General features: G+C 46.3%; 18 protein-coding genes. 6 read left to right on the plus strand and 12 right to left on the minus strand.

The genetic code is table 11. From position 1 onward, the window contains the following. Positions 1-21: 21 nt before the first annotated feature. Together V1499_RS13360 and lepB are read left to right on the plus strand one after the other, a co-directional pair. Positions 22-474, plus strand: coding sequence for a hypothetical protein (locus V1499_RS13360; RefSeq protein WP_409270403.1), 453 nt, complete (start codon positions 22-24; stop codon positions 472-474). A gap of 18 nt (positions 475-492) precedes the next feature. Then, positions 493-1,035, plus strand: coding sequence for a signal peptidase I (gene lepB / locus V1499_RS13365; protein ID WP_409270404.1), 543 nt, complete (start codon positions 493-495; stop codon positions 1,033-1,035). Between the two features lie 116 nt (positions 1,036-1,151). On the opposite strand, the gene V1499_RS13370 is transcribed toward lepB, so the two are convergent. The 6 genes from V1499_RS13370 to V1499_RS13395 form a co-directional block, all read right to left on the minus strand. Further along, the gene (locus tag V1499_RS13370; protein ID WP_409270405.1) at positions 1,152-2,000 is read right to left on the minus strand and encodes a DegV family protein; all 849 of its coding nucleotides are present in this window, start codon (positions 1,998-2,000) and stop codon (positions 1,152-1,154) included. 247 nt (positions 2,001-2,247) lie between these two features. Further along, positions 2,248-2,724, minus strand: coding sequence for a glutathione peroxidase (locus tag V1499_RS13375; protein ID WP_409270406.1), 477 nt, complete (start codon positions 2,722-2,724; stop codon positions 2,248-2,250). Positions 2,725-2,750: 26 nt separating this feature from the next. Continuing rightward, entirely contained in the window at positions 2,751-3,281 is a 531-nt protein-coding gene (locus tag V1499_RS13380; protein ID WP_409270407.1) for a hypothetical protein, read from the minus strand. 122 nt (positions 3,282-3,403) lie between these two features. After that, positions 3,404-5,089: a formate--tetrahydrofolate ligase gene (locus tag V1499_RS13385; RefSeq protein WP_409270408.1), complete on the minus strand. Its 1,686-nt coding sequence runs from the start codon at positions 5,087-5,089 to the stop codon at positions 3,404-3,406. 148 nt (positions 5,090-5,237) lie between these two features. After that, a complete protein-coding gene (locus V1499_RS13390; RefSeq protein ID WP_409270409.1) occupies positions 5,238-7,424 on the minus strand; it encodes a DNA topoisomerase in 2,187 nt (728 codons plus the stop codon). A gap of 109 nt (positions 7,425-7,533) precedes the next feature. After that, a complete protein-coding gene (locus tag V1499_RS13395) occupies positions 7,534-7,899 on the minus strand; it encodes a hypothetical protein (RefSeq protein ID WP_409270410.1) in 366 nt (121 codons plus the stop codon). Between the two features lie 144 nt (positions 7,900-8,043). On the opposite strand from V1499_RS13395, the gene cspD reads away from it, so the two are divergent. Next, positions 8,044-8,244: a cold-shock protein CspD gene (gene cspD / locus V1499_RS13400; protein WP_043933662.1), complete on the plus strand. Its 201-nt coding sequence runs from the start codon at positions 8,044-8,046 to the stop codon at positions 8,242-8,244. A gap of 3 nt (positions 8,245-8,247) precedes the next feature. Here cspD and V1499_RS13405 read toward each other — a convergent pair whose 3' ends face one another. After that, positions 8,248-8,496 carry a zinc-finger domain-containing protein gene (locus V1499_RS13405; RefSeq protein WP_409270411.1) on the minus strand — a complete coding sequence of 83 codons (249 nt, stop codon included), beginning with the start codon at positions 8,494-8,496 and terminating at the stop codon, positions 8,248-8,250. A 15-nt stretch (positions 8,497-8,511) separates the two neighbouring features. Then, the gene (locus tag V1499_RS13410; RefSeq protein WP_409270412.1) at positions 8,512-9,168 is read right to left on the minus strand and encodes a reverse transcriptase-like protein; all 657 of its coding nucleotides are present in this window, start codon (positions 9,166-9,168) and stop codon (positions 8,512-8,514) included. A 177-nt stretch (positions 9,169-9,345) separates the two neighbouring features. Between V1499_RS13410 and V1499_RS13415 the strand changes: the two genes are divergently transcribed. Both V1499_RS13415 and V1499_RS13420 read left to right on the plus strand, forming a co-directional pair. Beyond that, positions 9,346-9,735: a reverse transcriptase-like protein gene (locus V1499_RS13415; protein WP_409270413.1), complete on the plus strand. Its 390-nt coding sequence runs from the start codon at positions 9,346-9,348 to the stop codon at positions 9,733-9,735. Then, on the plus strand, positions 9,728-10,663 hold the full coding sequence (locus V1499_RS13420; protein WP_409270414.1) for a DMT family transporter: 936 nt from the start codon (positions 9,728-9,730) through the stop codon (positions 10,661-10,663). The genes V1499_RS13415 and V1499_RS13420 overlap by 8 nt, the downstream gene beginning before the upstream one ends. 16 nt (positions 10,664-10,679) lie before the next feature. On the opposite strand, the gene V1499_RS13425 is transcribed toward V1499_RS13420, so the two are convergent. Continuing rightward, positions 10,680-10,949, minus strand: a complete 270-nt coding sequence (locus tag V1499_RS13425) for a DUF6123 family protein (RefSeq protein ID WP_409270415.1) — start codon at positions 10,947-10,949, stop codon at positions 10,680-10,682. Between the two features lie 45 nt (positions 10,950-10,994). Beyond that, complete coding sequence (locus V1499_RS13430) at positions 10,995-11,486, minus strand: divergent PAP2 family protein (protein ID WP_409270416.1); 492 nt, start codon at positions 11,484-11,486, stop codon at positions 10,995-10,997. Between the two features lie 80 nt (positions 11,487-11,566). Between V1499_RS13430 and sspL the strand changes: the two genes are divergently transcribed. Next, positions 11,567-11,704 (plus strand): small, acid-soluble spore protein L, encoded by a 138-nt coding sequence (sspL, locus tag V1499_RS13435; RefSeq protein WP_409270417.1) that lies wholly within the window; start codon positions 11,567-11,569, stop codon positions 11,702-11,704. Between the two features lie 232 nt (positions 11,705-11,936). On the opposite strand, the gene V1499_RS13440 is transcribed toward sspL, so the two are convergent. Next, positions 11,937-12,833 (minus strand): 5'-3' exonuclease H3TH domain-containing protein, encoded by an 897-nt coding sequence (locus tag V1499_RS13440; RefSeq protein WP_409270418.1) that lies wholly within the window; start codon positions 12,831-12,833, stop codon positions 11,937-11,939. A 210-nt stretch (positions 12,834-13,043) separates the two neighbouring features. Then, complete coding sequence (locus tag V1499_RS13445; protein ID WP_409270419.1) at positions 13,044-16,694, minus strand: dynamin family protein; 3,651 nt, start codon at positions 16,692-16,694, stop codon at positions 13,044-13,046. Positions 16,695-16,721 lie beyond the last annotated feature (27 nt).

Below are 16,721 nucleotides of genomic sequence, written 5' to 3' on the forward strand. Positions count from 1 at the left end.
TTAAAAACGGAGGTTGCCCCAATGACCAGAAAAGAAAAGTACAAAAGGAAATCCACTCGTCCGCTTAAAATTCTAATTGGAGTTCTGTTTTTAAGTGCCATGATTGCAGGAAACATCGGGGTAGCTTTCGCCGACCAGGATATCAGCGGCCTGTTATCAAACTGGTTCAATAAAAAGCAACAGGAATCCATCAGCACAATTGAGTCAGCGATATCCGCGGAAAAGGAAGCCCAAAAGTTGCGTTTAAAAGAAGAACTGCAATCGGAATTAGCCAATGCCTCTGAGCGTCTTACTCAATTTGCAGAGGAAGAGAAGCAAAAACGCATCCAGGCACTCACGGTATACGCCGACCAGCTGATTGCCGGAATGAAAATTGATAATTCCTTAGAAGAAAAAAGGATTATCGCCGAAATGGATAAAGAGATAGAAAAAGCAATAAAGGCTATGGACAAAATTAAGCCAAAAAGCAAATAAAGGTGGAATGTAACCATAATGAGAGCTTTAGCGATAAACGATGCCGCCAGCGAGAAAACAATACTCCAAAAAAAAAGAACCTCTATTATTAGCTGGATTCAATTTGCAGTCCTTATTGGCCTAATCCTTTTCACATTTCGCTTTGCAACCGGCCTTGAAGTCATTAATGGAAACTCCATGAATCCAACAATCAGCCATAACAGTATACTATTTATAAATAAGATTTTCTTCACCCCGCAAAGAGGTGACATCGTTGTTCTGGAAAGTCCCCATGGTTACCAAATCATCAAACGGATCATCGGGATGCCGGGCGACATCATTTCTATTAAAAACGGTACCCTCTATCATAATGGGAATCCCGTTGTGGAAACTTACACTAACGGCCAATCCATAGATATAATGGAAACAACTGTACCCGAGGGAGAGATATTTGTCATTGGGGACAACCGCCCTCCCGGAGAAAGCCTGGATAGCCGCGACCCGAATATAGGCACTTTCCCTTTACGAAATATTGTTGGCAAAGCTATGTTTTCAATTTTCCCGTTAAATAATATTAAATAAAAAATACCCCTTTTCGAATTCGAAAAGGAGTATTTTTATCACATGTGCAACACTCCGTGAAAAACAAGAACTTTCGGGGCACTGTTCGCATTTCCCCAAAAGAAAAAAGCGCCACTTTAATCGATGTTGTGATACCAGCTAATTCCGAGGGTGTTTTCGCCGGCGTGGACGCCTATTGTGGCTCCCAATGGGCAGCGCCTGAATACGAGGCCTGGGAACTTTGGTTCTAGTTCCTTTTGCCATTCAAGTGCCTTGTCCTCGTGAAATCCATAGAGGATATAAACCTCTTTAAATTGATGCTTTTCATAGGCGGCTTTCAAGTAGCCTTCAATTTTTTCCTTTGCCTTTTTTGTATTGCGGACCTTTTCTTTTGTTTCTAGTCCGCCGTTCTCGATGGAAATGATAGGCGTGATGCTGAGCATGCTACCGAGGAAAAATTGGAGTCCGCTCATGCGGCCGCTCCTGTGCAGCTGTTCAAGGCTGCCAATCAGCACGTACGTTTCATTCTCATCGCGGTGCTTCTCCAGCTCCAGTTTGATCTCCTCGACGGTCTTACCGGCACGTTCAAGCTCAATCCCTTTTCTAATAAGAGCGGATAATGGATAAGCAAGTATTTTTGAATCAATGGTAGTGACAGGTATTTCGACCAGTTGGGTCGCCTGCTCGCTTGAGGAAACGGTGCCGCTCAGCTTTGAAGACAGAAGCACGGCAATGATTTGGTCGTAATTCTCCGCCAGCTTGTCGTAAAGTTCCTTGAACGCCCCGACAGATGGCTGGGAAGTTTTTGGCGGTGTTTTCAGTTCGCGCAGTTTCGCGTAAAGCTCTTCGGCTGTAAGATCGATTCCGTCCGCGTATTCCTCGCCATCAAGAATGACGGACAATGGGATCGTGTACAGGTCCGAATGGTTCTTTAATTCCTCATCCAGGAAAGCTGTACTGTCTGTTACCCAGGCAGTCTTTTTCAAAATAAATCCCCCTTTTCCTTGTGGAAAGCAACTTTTTTATCTGTATCCCACTCTTAACGGGCAGTAAGCCTCCCACTTCTTGATATCGGGAAAGCGAAGAGGCGGCTGGGAGTCAACTGCCCGTAAAGGTCCGATTGGCTCACCTAACCATCAGCGGAAAAACAACCACTGATGGAAGGTTCACTGTATGTATTGGTTTTTCCTTATGCCCTTATTATAGTATTTATTTCCCTCAAAATCACCGTCTCTATAGGAGATTTTCAATATCTTTTGCGAGTTCCCCTGGCTTGTCATTTGGAGCAAAGCGTTTTACAGGCTTGCCGTCCCTGCCGATAAGGAACTTTGTGAAATTCCATTTGATTCGTTTGCTCCCCATGATGCCGGGAGCCTCCTTTGCAAGATAGGAAAAGAGCGGATGGGCTTCGTCACCGTTTACATCGACCTTCCCGAACATCGGAAACGTCACTCCGTAATTCTGCTTGCAGAACGATTCGATTTCCTCCTCGCTTCCCGGCTCCTGGTTCATGAATTGGTTGCACGGAAAACCAAGCACGGTAAACCCGCGTTCCTTGTATGTTTCATACAGTTCCTGTAATTCGGCGTATTGCGGTGTAAAGCCGCATTTGCTGGCGGTATTTACGATCAGTACGACTTTTCCTTCAAAACGGCTCAACGAAATTTCTTCCCCGTTAATTAAACGGGCATTGAATTCGTAAATGGACATACACTTTCATCCTCCCCCGGAAAAAATTATTTCTCACTAAAAATAATCGAAAACAACCCTTTCGCAGTTTCCACCATGTAAGTCGGGATTTCCCTGAGGTCCTCAAGCTGAGCTTCAGTGACAAGTCTATTGAAATCAACGGAAATTTCATTTCTTACTTCTTTGTTTTCCAAAAGCGGATCCCGGCTGGCCATTTGGGAAATCTTTCGCTCAGGCCCCCAAACCGAACTTGCATACGCATCGATCATTCTGTATAACGACGGAGTGTCTTTATGGTTCGCCCTGAAAAACAAGAAAAGCTCACACCCGTCAAGCCCTCTTCCGGCTGATGGCAGCAGTTCCGAAGCAAGGTTTTCAAGCCCGGCAGAAAGCCTTAGTTCTGCCTCAATTCCCGGTGCACCCTCTACTTCAAACGATATGGAGAACATTCTTGAAAGCCTGGCGAGATCAATAAAATCCTTCCTGTCCGTTACCTTGATTTCCCCCGCAAAGTCCAGGTCATAAATGGCTCCTTCGATGATTACTTTCATATTATCAAACGCTGTTGGATCGAACAATTCTCGTACCTCCCTTTTTCAAAAGCATTACCCATTCCCGGCATTTGAAATCCACATTTTCAATTCAAACTGAAAAGGAGGCCCTATAAAGGAGCCTCCCTTGGACAAAAGCTATCGAACAGTTAGAATAGGCCAACCGCGTTCCCTTTATCATCAACGTCCATGTTCATGGCGGCAGGTTTTTTAGGAAGGCCAGGCATGGTCATGACTTCGCCCGTAAGTGCCACGATAAAACCGGCGCCAATTGAAGGCTTAAATTCCCTGACCGTGACCGTAAACCCGGATGGCTTTCCAATGAGTGCCGGGTTATCGGACAAGGAATACTGTGTTTTCGCCATGCAGACAGGCAAGTTCGACCAGCCAAGTTTTTCAAATTCCTCAAGCTGCTTTTTCGCTTTGGATGAAAACTCGACATCTTTTCCGCCATATACTTTCTGGACAATTGTCCTGACCTTCTCGTCAATTGAATCGGAAAGATCGTAAAGCGGCTGGAAATTGTTTTCGTTTTCCTCAATAGCCTTAAGAACTTTGTTGGCAAGGTCGATTCCGCCCTCTCCGCCTTTTTCCCATACTTCGGTCAGAGCGGCCGGGACGTCTTCCTTCGCGCACCATTCAAGCAATGTTTTTACTTCTTCTTCTGAATCGGTCACAAAGCGGTTGATCGCGATGACAGGCGGCAAGCCAAATTCTTTGATTGTGTCGATATGTTTCTTCAGGTTCGCGAATCCGAGTGTGAGCGCCGCGATGTTTTCTTTCCCTAACTCGGTCTTCGGTACTCCACCGTGCATCTTAAGCGCACGGATTGTGGCCACGATGACAACCGCTTCCGGGCGGATTTCAGCGCTGCGGCATTTAATATGCAGGAATTTCTCCGCTCCGAGGTCTGCACCAAATCCGGCCTCGGTAATAACGTAATCAGCCAGCTTTGACGCGGCTGTCGTGGCAATGACGGAGTTACATCCGTGTGCGATATTGGCAAATGGGCCGCCATGGACCATTGCCGGCGTGTGCTCGATTGTCTGGACAAGGTTTGGCCTGATCGCATCTTTCAAAAGCAGTGCTAGCGCGCCCTCAACGCCTAGGTCTCCAGCTGTCACCGGCTCTTTTTTATCATTGTACGCGACAACCATCCGAGAAAGCCTTCTCTTCAGGTCGGCCATATCTGTCGCTAGGCAAAGGACGGCCATGATTTCGGAGGCTACTGTAATATCGAACCCGTCTTCACGCGGTACACCCTGCACAGGTCCACCAAGCCCGATAATCACTTTTCTTAAAGCACGGTCATTCAAATCAACCGCGCGTTTCCAAACAATCCTTCTCTGGTCAATCCGCAGCTCATTCCCCTGCTGGAGGTGGTTGTCTATTAAAGCCGCCAGGGCGTTGTTTGCTGTCGTAATCGCATGTAGGTCCCCAGTGAAATGAAGATTGATGTCTTCCATAGGCAATACTTGGGCATAGCCGCCACCCGCTGCTCCGCCTTTGATCCCCATTGTCGGTCCAAGGGATGGTTCGCGCATTGCGATCATCGCCTTTTTTCCAATTCGGTTAAATGCATCGCCAAGGCCAACGGTAACTGTTGACTTCCCTTCCCCGGCAGGAGTTGGATTGATAGCGGTTACAAGGATGATTTTACCGCTTTCCTTCGTTTTCAGTTTTTTCAATGCATCAGTGGAAAGCTTTGCCTTGTACTTTCCGTACATTTCGAGGTCGTCCCCAGAAAGCCCGATTTTGGCGGCAACTTCCGTAATGGGCATCATTTTTGATTCCTGTGCAATTTCAATATCGGATTTGTGCTTCGTCTTTTCCAAAAGTATCCCCCGCATTCACTGATTGAATTTATCAACTGCCACTCTATTGTAACAAATACAACGCCGAAAGTGAGTGATTTTTATCCGTTTTACCTTATTCTTAACCATTACAACAAAAAAGGAGCAAGTAAGCCCTGCCCCCTAAAATTTATTTTGCTTTCCTTGCGTTTTTTGGCTTGTTATCGAATTCCATTTTCCAAGAATAATAACCCTTTTCATCGTCTTTTTCATAACGGAGAATCGCATCGAATTTCGAGCCTTTTTTGCTTGTCATCCCTTTCACATTTGCCGAGCCTTTTTTCAAGAGGCTTTTCACCATCGTGGCGGTTGGCTTCTTTTTAAAAGTGGCCAGGAACTTATCATTCTTCCAGACAACGAACTTGCAGCCGCTCTTCCAGTTGCTGCAGCCAAAGCCTTTCTGTCCTTCGACGATGGCTCCGGTTCCGCATTCGGGACATTTCCCAAGCACTTCGACCGTTTTCCTCTCCCTTGTAACCTCTTGGAGGATTTCAGTCGTCGCTGATTTAATTTTTTCAACCGATTCGGACGTAAACCCAAAAATCATCCCAAGGAAGTCTTCTTTTCTCACTTTCTTCTTTTCAATATCGGACAGCGTTTTTTCAAGCCGGCCGGTGAATTCCAGGTCAAAAAGCTCCCGCACTGGAAAGGTTTCAACAAGACGCCTTCCAAGGCTTGTACAAAGCAGGTTTTTACTTTGTGCCTCGATGTAGCCGATGTCCTTCAGCTTCTTGATTGTTTCCGCCCTTGTTGCCGGAGTCCCGATGCTGTATCCTGCGAGGATGGCTTCCATCATCTCCTCGCTATCTTCCTCTTCGTGGCCTTTTCCGCACGTCTCCATGACCCTTAGCAGTGTTTTTTCGGTATGGCGCTTTGGCGGCTTCGTTACATGGGAAGATAAATCGGTTTCCGCGATTTGCACTTGCTCGTTCAGCTGGACATTCGGCAGAATTGTTTCCTTCGATTCAATCTTTTCGACCTTTTTCCACCCCTCGACGAGCTCGATCCTACCTTTGGACACAAACTCTCCCTTAAGGCCAGCACCAGGCACGGAAGTGGTGATTCTCGTCTCCTCGTATTCTGCCGCGGGCATGAATTGCATAATGAAGCGGTTTTTGACAGCATTATAAACGATCGCTTCATCTGCTGTCAGTGATTTTGGAACCATATATGTCGGCATGATGGCGCTATGGCTCTCAACCCGTGAGGAATCGAACACCCGCCGTGATTTTGTAAAAACAACCTCGTCCTTATACGGGAGATTCTCTTTTAAGATATCCAATACTTTTGCGGCTTTGCCAGCCAGTGTTTCCTCGAGGACCGAGCTTGCGGTACGCGGGTAGGTGATGTATTTCTTTTCATAAAGCGACTGGGCCACCTTCAAAACCTTATCGGACGTCCAGCCCTTATATTTACTAGTTATATAGCCTTGCAAGTTTGATAGATTGAAAAGGAACGGCGGAAGCTCGCGCTTTTTCTCAACCTTCTTGTCGGCGATGATTCCCGTATGGCCTTCAAGGGCCGCGAGGACGGCTTCAAGTTCAGCCTGGTCCTTGAACTTCTCTTCCCCATTCGCCTGGTAAGTCCCCTCGTATTGTTCATCACCCGCTGTTTTAAAAAGCGCGGTCAGTTTGAAATACGTTTCCGGGACAAAACGTTCAATTTCCATATCTCGGTCATAAATGATTTTCAAAGTAGGCAGCAATACCCTGCCAATGTTCAATGCTTTACCGGAACCTTTTTGATATTTGAGCGTAGCCGCGGATGTCAGGTTGATTCCGATCGCCCAGTCTGCCCACTGTCGGCTCACGCCGGCATCCTGGAGCGGCTTCAGTTGGGAATTCTCCTTTAGAGACTTTAGGCCGGCCAGAACCTCCGCAGGCGTCCATTCATTCAATAACAGCCTGTAAACCTGTTTTCCTGTCCTGCTGTTGTAAATGATGCTATCGCCGATCAACTGGCCTTCCCGGTCGTAGTCGCACGCGGAAACGATCCCGTCCACGTCACTTCTGCGGATGAGGCTGTAAATCGTCTTCAACTGCTTTTTAGCGCCAAAATCTTCTTTATCCCTGTTCTTCGGGTCACTCTTTACTTTGTATTTAAACTGTTCGGGAATGAATGGAAAATTGTCCATGTTCCACTTTGCCATTTTCGCATCATAATCCTTTGCGTCATAAAGCTGGAGAAGGTGGCCGAATGCCCATGTGATGATATAATTTTCTCCTTCATAATAACCATCTTGTTTGCCCTTTATCTTTAATGCATCTGCTATATTTTTCGCCACGGATGGCTTCTCGGATATAATGACTTTCTTCACTTTTTTTTACCACCAATCTATAAACCGGAGATACATCCATTTTATCCTATCGCAGGCTTTCGCTCAATCAGCTGTGATGATGGAGGAATCCCAATGAACCTGCAATTTTTTAATTATGGAACCAGGCATGTTTTGGGATGACGGACCGGACAGTCAATAGAAGGGATGGAAACGGCTCTGCTTCAATGACCACTGCCCCGAGTCGTTCATGGAATAAAATACCGCACCCAATCCCGGTGATTTTTCTTATATCCACAGCACTTTCCAAGAGCATCCGGCAAATTTCCTCGCAATCCGCTTCCGAGCAGACCGCCTTTCGGGAAAACCGAAGTATCATACCCTTGTTCCCTTTTTCCAGCCTATACATGCCCTCACCCTTTTTCTTTTTGGATAGTAAAGGGTATGGCATAGATCGTTCTTTTATGAACAGGGCTGTTTGGAAAAATGGCATTTTTGGCATTAATAGCGCTTTCATTCCTTGACTGTCCTCTGTTTTTCGTGTATATTAAATGCATCATGGTTCAGACTAATACAGGAAATACCTGCCGCATCTGCTTCATGATAATATTCAACTCGGGCATCAAGGGATGCCTGCAAGGTTTTAGGAGGAAAAGGTAATATGCAAAACGGCAAAGTTAAATGGTTTAACAACGAAAAGGGCTATGGATTCATCGAAGTAGAAGGTGGCGAAGACGTATTCGTCCATTTCTCAGCAATCCAGGGCGATGGCTTTAAATCTCTTGAAGAGGGCCAGGAAGTTTCTTTTGAAATCGTTGAAGGAAACCGTGGGCCACAAGCTGCTAACGTAGTAAAACTTTAATTCCTATTCATAAAGCGATTTTTCAGGCTGGCATTGCGCCAGCCTTTTATTTTTCTTCAACCGGATTTCCTTGAAGCCTAATTCCCTTATCTGCCCGCCAACCGTACACTCGCTTATACAAAACTTATGGGATTTTCGTTTCCCCGAATCAAGAACATTTTGCCTGTACAAAAAGCAGCCATCGCAATAGCATTGTATGAGGTTATTTATTTTCTCAAGAAGCTGCTTCCTGACTATCGCTTCCCTTTCCATCAGCAGCCCCCTTTCCTAAAGCAACTGTGTTTTCGCATGTATTCTTTTCCCGTCAAGCGCCTGAGTGGCGAGCTTGTCGGCCTCTTTGTTTTCCGAGCGTGAAATCACCTTAAAGGACGGCTTGATGCCGTTGCTTTCCAATTTCTTCTCGATCCGGTCAAGCCAACCGTTCAGCACTTCCTCATAGCATGGCCATTCCCCTTCAAGCTGTTTCAGCACCCCCTGCGAGTCACCACGAATTTCGCATGGCATATTTTTAATCCCATATTCTTCGAGGAGAGTAGCTGCGAAGTAAAGGGCTGCATATTCCGCCTCATTGTTCGTTTCCATCTCGCCGATTCGTTCATTTGCCCTCACCCGAAATTTTTTCTTGCCCTGCCTGAAAAACAGGACAACGCCAAGCCCGGCTTCATTCGTTTCTTTCATGAAGCCTCCATCGAAATAGACAATGACATCATGTGGCTCCTCTTCCGTTTCCTCAAGCAGCCTCCTCATTTCCTTCATTGTCCATTCTGTCCCGATTTCATCTTCAAACGCCAGTTCGTGCGCCTTCCCTGTTTTTTCAAGTTCTTCACCGGTTGCGAGCGCATGGTCCCCTTCAAGCCAGTCAGAATAAAACCTGATCTTCCCGCCTCCCTTTATTGTAAAAACCCACTCCAGTTTGTATTTCATAAAAAGCCCTCCGTATTTCCTTTGTATCCTATATCTTTGCCATTCATATTAAAAAACCATTCTTTTCATGATACACAAATCAATCTTACTTAAACCATTCTTATTAAGAAATTTTAATCTGTTTCGCCTAACGTTTTATGTTAAAATCACTTTAGCACAATAATGGAGGAATGGATATTGATAGAAGTATACATCGATGGCGCCAGCGCGGGAAATCCGGGCCCAAGCGGCGCGGGCATTTTCATCAAAGGCCATGGCTCTGCGGAAAAGTACTCCCTGCCGCTTGGCAGCATGTCCAATCATGAAGCGGAATACCATGCGCTAATCAAGGCGTTGGAAATCTGCCTGGAAAAAGGATACAGGACGGTTTCATTCAGGACCGATTCGGAATTGGTGAACAATGCCGTTGAAAAAGAATTCGCCAAAAACAAACACTATGCGCCTCTCCTGGAAAGGGTGCTTGACCTTACAAGGCAATTGGATTTGTTTTTTATAAAATGGATACCCGGGAGCGAAAACAAGGTAGCGGATGAATTAGCAAGATTGGGGATTAGGAAAAATGAATAGAAACCGGCACTTTCTCGCGGACGTGGTTTTGTTGCTCGTTACGTTCATCTGGGGGATTACCTTTGTGATGGTCCAAAACGCCATCAGCTTCCTCGAACCATTATCATTCAACGGTGTCCGTTTCTTGATGGCGGCCCTATTGCTAAGCCTCTGGCTCCTAATTTTTGAACGGAAACAGCTTTCCCTTTTGACGCCCCGGCTTTTTTTGTCCGGAGCTTTTCTCGGACTGTTCCTTTTCGTCGGCTATGCTACCCAAACCGCTGGGCTTCTGTATACAACATCATCCAAAGCTGGATTTATCACCGGTCTTAGCGTGGTCCTTGTTCCGCTCTTTTCGTTCCTGCTCATGAAGCAGCAGGCCGGAAGGAATGCGGTTATTGGCGTACTGGTCGCGACAGTCGGGTTGTTTCTATTGACCATGACGGGAGTTTCACCGCTTAATAAGGGCGATGGACTCGTTTTCATTTGCGCTATAGGCTTTGCCTTCCATATATTATTTACTGGAAAATACAGTGGCCTTTACCCTTTCCTCCCGCTTACGATTGTCCAAATTGCAACGGTCGGAATTCTTTCTTCCATCTCAGCATTATTTTTCGAAGACTGGCAAAAAGCATTCCAACCTGATGTTATTTTTTCACGGGAGGTAATCCTTGCGCTCGTTGTAACGTCACTCTTTGCCACCGCACTTGCCTTTTTGATCCAGACTGCGTTCCAGAAACATACCTCGCCAACCAGGGTCGCACTCATTTTTGCGATGGAACCAGTTTTTGCGGCAGTCGCGGGATACTTTTGGGCAGGTGACATCCTTACTATTTCGGCCCTGGCAGGATGCCTGTTCATTTTCACCGGAATGATTATTTCGGAACTGCCAGCCCGCCAGAAGCCAATTGCGAAAATCCAACTGAATGTTGAAAAGCCGGGCGCGTAGCCCGGCTTTTTGCCGCTTAAAGGGAGAGAAGCTGCCGGTCTTTCACAAAGTCTAGAGCAGCCTGCCTCGAGTTGATTTTATTGGCAATAAGCGTTTCCAAAAGTGAGACATAAAAGCTTCCTTCAAACCCGATCTGCGCTTTAAGCGTCAGCTCGATTGCGGCAATCGCCACCTCATCGGGGGCGTTCGTATAATGCTTGCCGAAGTAAATGAATCCAATGGCATCTTCCTGCAAATGAAAGCCTCTCGCCTTCAAGTCCTGCAGGTAAAGGTCGACCGTTTGCACCTTTGTGACCCATCCTTCCTGATTTTACAAACATATATTCTGTTTTTAGTGTACTGTAAAATCAGACTTTTTGCTATCATTTTTTGTCAAAACATGTCCAATGTAGCCCGCTATAAGTCCCAAAAGCGCTCCTCCAAGAACCTCCTCGGGCCTGTGCCCAAGCATCTCCTTCAGTTTTTTTGGCGTCTTCTCCTCAAACTCAACCGTTGAGTCTTCAGTATGAATTTTATCAATCAGCTCATCCAGCGAATTTACTTTCAGCGTAAGCTCCCCGGTCTGCCTCCTGATTCCCTGGGCATCATACATGACAATTAGGCCATATACGAGGGATAGCGCGAAATCGACAGTCGGCACTCCTCTTTTTAGCGCAATGAAAGTGGTCAGGGATGAAACCCCGGCCGAATGTGAACTTGGCATGCCTCCAGTCTGAAAGAAGAGATCCGGGCGCCACTCCTTCTTTTTTACATAATGGATCGGAATTTTTAAACCTTGCGCAAGCCCAATACTCAATAGTGATACAATTACTCCTTTGTTCATTTCCTTCACCTCGCCACTAAAGTTACAACATGTGTTTTATTATTCCCTGAGGGGATACTAAGAAAACAGGAGGTGACAAAATGAGCAAAAATGATGGCAACAGGGGGACAAAAGACCCAGGCGTGAATCCGCAAGGGTTTGGCCAGGATGGCACAAGGACACCGGACCCAAAAAGCAAGCTGGAGGAAAGAGCAAAAAAGAGCAATACACGCAGGTAATAAGAAAAGCGCAAGCGCCCGTTTAGAGCCGTATGGACTGGAGAGCCCCGATGGAGATAAAGGAAACACGATGAGCGTAAGCGAATCGATGTTGACTTATCGTAGCGAGGGGATCGAAGTACACTAGGCGCTGGGCGCTGGAGCTAGACAAAGAAAAGCGCAAGCGCCCGTTGAGGCTGGACAAAAAAACGCCCGCTCCTTACCGGAAACGGGCAATCTTCCTTATTGAATATCAGGAATTAAAAACAACTTCTGGCTGATAAGGAACCATTCTTCCGATTCCCCTTAGTCCGGTATCCGCTAGCATTGCTTCAACTTTTTCTCTGTCAGGTGAAAAAGCGGCGGCTTCCATATCACACTCAATCGGCACGCTGCAATTGATTTCAGCAAGCTTCCTGGATAAGTGAAGCATTTCAAGATCCTGTTCAATTTTCGATTTGTGGGACTTGGACAGCTTTTCAAGGTTCTCAAGAATACCTTCAATATGGCCGTGCTCCTTCAAAAGCTTCAAAGCGGTTTTTTCACCGATTCCCCTGACTCCCGGGTAATTATCGCTCGGGTCGCCCATTAGCGCCTTCAAATCGATCATTTGCCTTGGAATTAGCCCGCATTCATCATAAAAGGAAGCCGGGGTGTGGACCAAGTAATTACCATACCCTTTCTTCAGCAGGATTACCGTTACTTTGTCTTCAAGCAATTGGAGGATGTCCCGGTCGCCTGTCACGATTGAAACGGGCATTGAACCACCTACTTGCCTTGCGATCGTACCAATGCAATCATCGGCTTCAAACCCTGCAAGGCCGATGTTTGGTATGTCAAACGCGCTAACTACTTCCTTCGCCAAATCGAATTGAGGAATCAACTCGACAGGCGCTTCTCCCCTGTTCGCCTTGTAGCTGTCCAACAGTTCGTTACGAAATGTTTTGCTTCCCATATCCCAGCAAACGGCAAGGTGGGATGGTGAAAACTCCGAAACAGCTGTGAGCATATGTTTAAGAAAACCATGGACGGCATTCGTCGGCATCCCTTTTGCGTTAATCATGTACTGTCCTGTCACTGCCGTTGCATAAAAAGCCCTGAACAAAAGTGCCATCCCGTCAATGAGCATTAATGAGTCCTTTTTATTCATCCTGTCCTCCTGCAGAAAAGCGCAAGCGCCGTGATCTTGGCGCTTGGCTAGTCAATTTTTTTCTTTTAAAAAAGGCGCTGGTATGCGCCTTGAAATTTTTGCGATTAAGCTTAAGTATAGAACGATTAAACTTGGCTGTTGATGTTAACATAGTTTATTAATAAAAGCTTCACAATCCATTATACCATAAACCCTATGAAAATAGTGGGTCTATTCGTTGATTCGTCGGAGCTTTCGCAGGGAGTCCTCCAGCAGGGCCACGTCGATGCCGCCGTCCAAGACTTCAAGCATACCGGTAAAGTAATTTTCCACTTGCATATCCAGGTTCGCCGCCATTAAGGCAAAAAACTGTTCTGCAAGGGAGCGGCCGTATTCCTCAAGCCTATCGGATTGTGCGTGAAGATAGCTGTCCGCCTCGGGATTAATTGCTGCCTCGAGCTGTTCTTGCATCCTTTTTTTACCGTTTTTTTCAAAGAAATCTTTTGGGTTTTTAAACAACGCCAGCTGCTTTGAAAATATGGACTTATCTGTATCTCCGAATGCCGCCGGGATGTCGATTCCCCTGGGGTTAGGAAAATCGAAACGGGAGAAACCGATACCTTCGCATATATCCGAGAGGTCGTTCAAGAGTGCTTCACGGCTTTCGGATACTATCCGGGCGGCGAACTTTTCAATCCGGAGCGCAGTCGCCCTCAATTCCTGCGCCAAATCGTGGCCAAGGCTTTCCAGGAGGTCGCCAAGGGCGGTATCAAGCGATTTCTTCATGTTGCCGCTTCCGCTACTCAGCAAAGAAGGATTGAATGATTCCCTAAAAAACTCCCCAAACCTGAAGAATACTCGTTGCTTGCAATAATAGGCCAGTTCCTGGACTTCCTGGGCAAGCCTTTGTTCAAGCGATCCTGTTTTTTGCGATGAAATGAACGACATAGCAGCGGCTTTACGTTCTTTGAGCTCACGGCTCCTTTCTTTCGCGTTCGAAATGTCAGCCTTCGCGGAAGCAACGAGCGCGGCAACCCTTTTGACAGCATGCTCAAGATCCTTTTTCGCAGAAGCGAGTGCCATGCTTGCCAAGCCATCATTGATAAAGCTGAAAAACGTTTCTTCGAAGCTTAATATGCCTGAAGCCGTACCGCCGTTGCGTTCCGTTTTTTCCTTCAACGCTAAAAGAGATGATACCGGATGCATGGATGGATTCCTAATTCCATACGTTCCAAGCTGCCCTTTCACATAGTTGAGGACCAGTTCCTTTTCTTCTTCATCTTTAGCAAGGTCGATGGCATTGACAATAAAGAACATTTTATCAAGCTCGAAAACTTCCTTAACCCTTCCAAGCTGGATCAGGAACTCTCGGTCGGCCCTTGAAAATGCGTGATTGTAGTACGTGACAAATAGAATTGCGTCGGCATTTTTTATATAATCGAAAGCGACTCCTGTGTGCCTTGCGTTGATTGAATCTGCTCCTGGCGTATCGACAAGAGTGATTCCCATTCGGGTTAGAGGGCAATCGTAATACAGATCGATCCACTCGGCAAAACATGATTTGTCCTCTTTAGCCACATAATCCTCAAAGTCCGCCATCCCGGCGATCACTTTTTTTCCAAGGCTCTCCCTTGCGGCTGAATACCCCGATTCAAACGCATTGAGGAATGATAGGTTCGCTTTTTCGGCAGTATTCCCGTGGAACGGCGTTTTTGATAGTTCCTTGATTTTATCCAAAGCTTCTTCAAGGCTCTCAGCAGTTCCCGTAAAGAACTTCAGTGCCTTGTTCACATCGTCGAGCAGGCTGTCCCGCTCCTTCATTTTCACAACGACAGAGCCGTGCGAATGTTCGTTGTCAACCGGCTTGATCCTGCATATCGCAGCTGTGGTCGGATTCGGGGAAACAGGCAGCACCCGCTCTCCGATCAAGGCATTTGCAAAAGATGATTTTCCTGCGCTGAATGCTCCAAAAAGGGCAACGGTGTAGGAGCTGTTTTCAATCTTTATGGCTCTATCAAGAAGCTCGCCGGCCAAATAGGCAAAACCGGGCAACCCTTTAATAATGGCCGCTGCATCCCTTAGCCTGGAGGACATCGCTTCGAAGCTTTCAAACTGTGTTTCCGGTTTTGATACTGTTTCTTGTATATTATCCTTAACTAAATTTATGGCTGGAGCAGCTTTTGCATAATCTTCTTCATGGATAATTCTTACGTTTTCGTTCTGGCGTGAGAAAAGCCATTCCGGTAAGCTTCCTTCCGCCTCAGGACTTTTTTCAATGATTGTGTCTATTTCTTTTTTGGCTGCAGCAAGCTCCTCATCAAGCTGCGCCAGCCTCTCCCTTGCGTTTCTGGCCTTCGCAAGTATTTCAAGTTCGCGTTTTTCACCCGTGGCCAACGTTTCTGCCTTGCTGCTTAGAGCATTTACGTATTCCTTTTTAAATTCGGAAATCCTGTCCCTCGTCACCTTCTTAATTTCGGATGCAAGCTCGTCCGTATAATTCAACAGGTAGTCCCCTGAGAGAAGTGCGCCTTTTTTCAGGGGTTTTTTAAGTAAATCAACGGTTACAGGAACCGAAAAGTTCCTCGCCTTCTCTTCAAGATGTTGGTCTCTGATTCCGTTTTCCTTCAAAACGTTTAGTAAAAGCTCACGAATATGCCATTCAACCTGCAGTTTCGTTTTTTCGATCACCGCTTCGAGAAAGGCTTCCTTTCGCACTTTTTTTTCGGCAAGTGTCTTCCCCGCTGAGAATAGAAAGCCCACCTTAAAGCCGGGCTGCTCTGATTCGAGATATGCTTTTGCAAGCTCCCTCGTCTCAAATGGCATTAAATAGGCATTGTTAAGAATATGGCCCGCCATTTCATCAAGCTCCCTGGAAGATGCTTCAACCCCATTTTTAATTAGGGTCAAGGAATCGTTTATCGCATTGATTTTTTCGTCGAGCGAAACGTCTCCGCCATATGGATTATCGGCAAGGATTTCATTGAGAATCTCCCTTTCGGCTTCCTGATCTGTCGAAAGATTATTCAAATATTCTTGTGCAATTTTAGCCAAAGAGGCGAACGTCGAGTTTTCCAGCCATTCTCCCTCAAGACTCAGTTTCGCCTGAACTAATTTTTCTAACTGGGGGTACTGGTTTTCCGGATGGTCTGGTGCTTTAAGCGATGTGAAAAAAATGCCCGCGGGCTTCACTCCCCACGAGTTGAACGAAGTGGAAACGCTTTCCTTAAAGCGGTCAAAGCTTAGTTCTTCTTCCCTGTGTTTGTCGATCTGGTTTACAACAAGGAATACTTCCTTGCCTGCATCTTGCAGTTCTTTCGTAAAAAGGAAATTGACTTCGGATTGGACATGGTTATAATCCATCACATAAAAAACGAGATCCGCGAGATGAATGGCGGATTCGGTCGCGATCCTGTGCGCATCGTCGGCTGAATCAATTCCTGGTGTATCGAGGATGACAGCGCTTTTCGGCAGGGCCGAATCCTTCTGGCTGATTTCAATCTCCTCGATTTCGTCGCCATCAAGGCAATGGCTTTTCACCACCCCATAATCATATGGCGGCAAATAAAGCCATGGCATGCCCTTTTTGAAAAAAACCTTCGCATATTCTTCGCCGGTTTTCACTCTAACAAGATTGGCGCTTGTCGGAATCGGGCTTGAAGGCAGGATGTCTTTCCCTGCGATGCGGTTGATCAATGAAGATTTTCCAGCCGAGAAGTGCCCGCAAAAAGCGATTGCCTTCTCCCTCGCGGCGTATTTCCAGCCAAGCTGTTTCACTTTATAGGCGGACGCCGAATCCCCATGCTGTTCTAAGTAAAAATAAAGCCCTGATATGGCTCCTTTTAGCTTATTACCTAATTGTCGTTCCATTTTTGACTGAACCATGAAAAGAAAATCCCCTTCAAAAAATAA

It is taken from the genome of Neobacillus oceani (genome assembly GCF_046237595.1).
GTDB classification, from domain to species: Bacteria; Bacillota; Bacilli; order Bacillales; family Cytobacillaceae; genus Bacillus_D; species Bacillus_D oceani.

What these genes read in the sequence shown, in the direction of transcription:
- V1499_RS13360 (WP_409270403.1), top strand. Translation starts at nt 22, where the DNA reads ATGACCAGAAAAGAAAAGTACAAAAGGAAATCCACTCGTCCGCTTAAA.
- lepB (WP_409270404.1), top strand. Translation starts at nt 493, where the DNA reads ATGAGAGCTTTAGCGATAAACGATGCCGCCAGCGAGAAAACAATACTC.
- V1499_RS13375 (WP_409270406.1), bottom strand. Translation starts at nt 2,724, where the DNA reads ATGTCCATTTACGAATTCAATGCCCGTTTAATTAACGGGGAAGAAATT.
- V1499_RS13395 (WP_409270410.1), bottom strand. Translation starts at nt 7,899, where the DNA reads ATGAAAGCGCTATTAATGCCAAAAATGCCATTTTTCCAAACAGCCCTG.
- cspD (WP_043933662.1), top strand. Translation starts at nt 8,044, where the DNA reads ATGCAAAACGGCAAAGTTAAATGGTTTAACAACGAAAAGGGCTATGGA.
- V1499_RS13405 (WP_409270411.1), bottom strand. Translation starts at nt 8,496, where the DNA reads ATGGAAAGGGAAGCGATAGTCAGGAAGCAGCTTCTTGAGAAAATAAAT.
- V1499_RS13410 (WP_409270412.1), bottom strand. Translation starts at nt 9,168, where the DNA reads ATGAAATACAAACTGGAGTGGGTTTTTACAATAAAGGGAGGCGGGAAG.
- V1499_RS13420 (WP_409270414.1), top strand. Translation starts at nt 9,728, where the DNA reads ATGAATAGAAACCGGCACTTTCTCGCGGACGTGGTTTTGTTGCTCGTT.
- V1499_RS13430 (WP_409270416.1), bottom strand. Translation starts at nt 11,486, where the DNA reads ATGAACAAAGGAGTAATTGTATCACTATTGAGTATTGGGCTTGCGCAA.
- sspL (WP_409270417.1), top strand. Translation starts at nt 11,567, where the DNA reads ATGAGCAAAAATGATGGCAACAGGGGGACAAAAGACCCAGGCGTGAAT.
- V1499_RS13440 (WP_409270418.1), bottom strand. Translation starts at nt 12,833, where the DNA reads ATGAATAAAAAGGACTCATTAATGCTCATTGACGGGATGGCACTTTTG.
- V1499_RS13445 (WP_409270419.1), bottom strand. Translation starts at nt 16,694, where the DNA reads ATGGTTCAGTCAAAAATGGAACGACAATTAGGTAATAAGCTAAAAGGA.